At 36.8% G+C, this 2,884-nt stretch carries 3 protein-coding genes; all 3 read right to left on the reverse strand.

The window, feature by feature from the left end:
• Positions 1-200 precede the first annotated feature (200 nt).
• A complete protein-coding gene (locus BR04_RS17500; RefSeq protein ID WP_496357315.1) occupies positions 201-914 on the reverse strand; it encodes a 16S rRNA (uracil(1498)-N(3))-methyltransferase in 714 nt (237 codons plus the stop codon).
• A 305-nt stretch (positions 915-1,219) separates the two neighbouring features.
• Complete coding sequence (locus BR04_RS17505; RefSeq protein ID WP_496357316.1) at positions 1,220-1,942, reverse strand: hypothetical protein; 723 nt, start codon at positions 1,940-1,942, stop codon at positions 1,220-1,222.
• 201 nt (positions 1,943-2,143) lie between these two features.
• A complete protein-coding gene (locus BR04_RS17510; RefSeq protein ID WP_496357317.1) occupies positions 2,144-2,623 on the reverse strand; it encodes a GatB/YqeY domain-containing protein in 480 nt (159 codons plus the stop codon).
• Positions 2,624-2,884: the final 261 nt, after the last annotated feature.

Raw genomic sequence — 2,884 nt, forward strand, 5'->3', positions numbered from 1 at the left:
GCCACGCCTTGTCGCTGACTCGATCCCTCGCTGAACCTGTTTCTCTGTTTCTCTGTTTCTATTCACGCTGCCCGGACTTTTGGAGTAGTTACAAGGTTTGTACAAAAAAACAATAAAAATTTTAAAAAGGCGGTTTTCATAAAAAAGGAAGAATAAAGGGCTAAATTTTTATGGTAGACAAGAGGTCTATTCTTACAGAGTCATCTTGGAATAAATCTGGATATTAATATGGGAAGTGCTGTTTCAACGCGTAAAATACGTTTTCCAATGGAAAAAATTTCCATCCCTGCCTGTTCCATCATCAGAATTTCAAAGGGAATAAAACCACCTTCAGGGCCAACGGCCAGTATGGCAGGAGAAATAGGATTCATGGGCAATCTTTTCTCTGTGTAGGGGTGGGCAATATATCCTTTTTTATCCTGTAAAAGGGAGGGGAGGATATCTTCGGCAAAGGGCTTGAACCTTGGATACATCTCAATTTTTGGAAAAAGGGTATCTTTGGCTTGCTGAAGACCCAATGCGCACTGTTCCATGATGGTGCTTTCTCTGAGAAAAGGACTTTGCCAATAACTTTTTTCAACCCGAAAAGTATGTATAAAAATAATATTTTTGATGCCGATACTTGTTATGGATTGTAAAATTCGCCTGAAGACTTTGGGTCTGGGAAGAGCCATAATCAGGGTAAGAGGAATTGGTTCCGGAGGATTTTCATCACATTGGATTGTAAAAATATCTGCGTCTTGTTCTCTGTGAATAAGTTCACCTTTTCCCATGGAAGCATTGGCTATACCCATGGAAAGACAATCACCTATGGAAATTTTAAGTGTATTCCGGATATGCACCAGTCGTGATCCGGTGATCCGTACCTGATATGGGGATATAAAATCTTCTGGATATAAAAGTATAAGGTTCAAGAAAAAAATCTTTCATATAAAATTTCTTGACTAAGGCAAAAAAAATCTTAGTATGTGTTTCACACACGTTATGGTGTGATGCAAAAAAATAACCGATTGCATAGGGAACATATATCAAGGAGGTCATCATGTTTATTCGATTTTTCAAAGGTTTTTTTGCAAGAAACAGCTTTATTGACAGACATTTTAATTTCTGATTTTTTATGTGCACCGCATGAAATCATGCTTCATGAGCGGGTACTCCAATAAGATATTCAAAGAAGGCATCCCGAAGAGGATGCCTTCTTTTTCAGGGGGGAAACAATTTAAAAACCGATACGTATACCTGGTTCAGGGTGGTGCAAAAGAATCTGTTGCATAAATCTATCCAGATTATCCATGTAGGCAATGAATATATGGGTTTCTGGTTTCCCAAAGCGGTCGGAAAGAGTTGCTGTTAGAAGAAAATCATTCTGATGTTGCCATAAATAAAAAGATCCCTCAGTTGTATCTTTTTGAATGCTTTCCGGATTTCCATGATTCCTCTGGAGGGATTCTTTAATTATTTCAGCATTCCCTGGAAGTTTCAGCTTTAAAAATAAGGGTTTTTTGTCATATGCAGAAAAAATAAACAGAATATCACTAAAGGGTACATTGTACTGACGCGCATATCTGTAATAAAGTTTCAGGGTATTTGAAGCTATGGGCTGGATCAAATGTTTTTTAGTAAAAAAAGCATCTTTATCTTTCATTGCCTGAAAATGGGAAGGCAGCCAGCCTTCATGGATAAAATCCAGAAATACCGGGGTTATATTCTCCAGGCGTTCCTGTCCTAAAATTTTTCTCAATTTTTCAAGTTTGGATCGGGTAAGAATTGTATTTTCTCCAACTGAAAAAAAGGAAAAACTTTCAGAAGGGCTTTCATGGGCTGTCTTTGATAGCTGGATATTTGATTTATTGGTGAATGTTAAGATAAAAGAAATAATTACAACAAAAACAAAGGTGAAAAAAATGATAATTCTATATTTTTTTGGAATAAAATTTGTCATTTTTTCGCCTTTCAATTTCATTCAAGAGAATTTTCAGGGAAAATAAATAGATACAGAATTCAGCATGGCAGCAGAATACTGCCATGCCACAGCCTTGCTTATATATATTATGAAGTAATTATATTTTACTTTGATGTTCATAGCAAATAAGCCATTTTTACACTGGCTATCTCAAGGGCTGAATTTTCAAAAAAAGCACACTTAAAGATCGTTCAGAATTTTTTTTACAAGTGAACCATCCGCTCGCTGCCCAAAATGTTTCATGACAGGCCCCATGGCAGCCATGGCATTTTTAAGGGTCTCCATTTTCATATTTTCCTTTATCCATACCCTGATCTCTTCTTCTTCAGCAGGTTTTGGAATATAGGTTTGCAGGATCTCAAGGAAGGATGAACTGGTTTCCTTTTTAGCTTCGAGAAGAATTTTTTCAGACTTGATAAGAGATCTGATAATTCCTGTAATATCCTCATCATTGATCTCTTCATTCTTTTTGCACCGGAAGCTTTTTTTTCCGGATTCAAGAATTATGGGAACGGTCAGTTTTGGGAATTCACTGATAATCATACGCAGGGTGTCCCGTACGGTATCGTCTTTCCCTTTCATTGCTGTCTTCATATCTTCTCTTATCTTCTGTTGAAGATTCATTTTGCAGTTCTCTGTCCAGCCATAATAAGGAGTCATTGTATAACCTTTCATATAAAAAACTTAGGTGTAAAGGGTTGTCAATGGACGAGCATGGCACGTAAACGGTCTGTCAGTAAATTATTGTCTTTTTCAGAGCGCAATGAGAATCGTATAAAATGATCTGTCATACCTTCTATGTTGGAACAATTTCTCAGAATTATTTTTGATGGACTCGCAAAAAGTCTCAAGCCACATTTAGTGAGAAAAAGTTGAAAAGATTGTTACGGGACAAAAATATCCTGAGAAATTGATGAATCG

Source organism: Desulfobotulus sapovorans DSM 2055 (assembly GCF_059569355.1).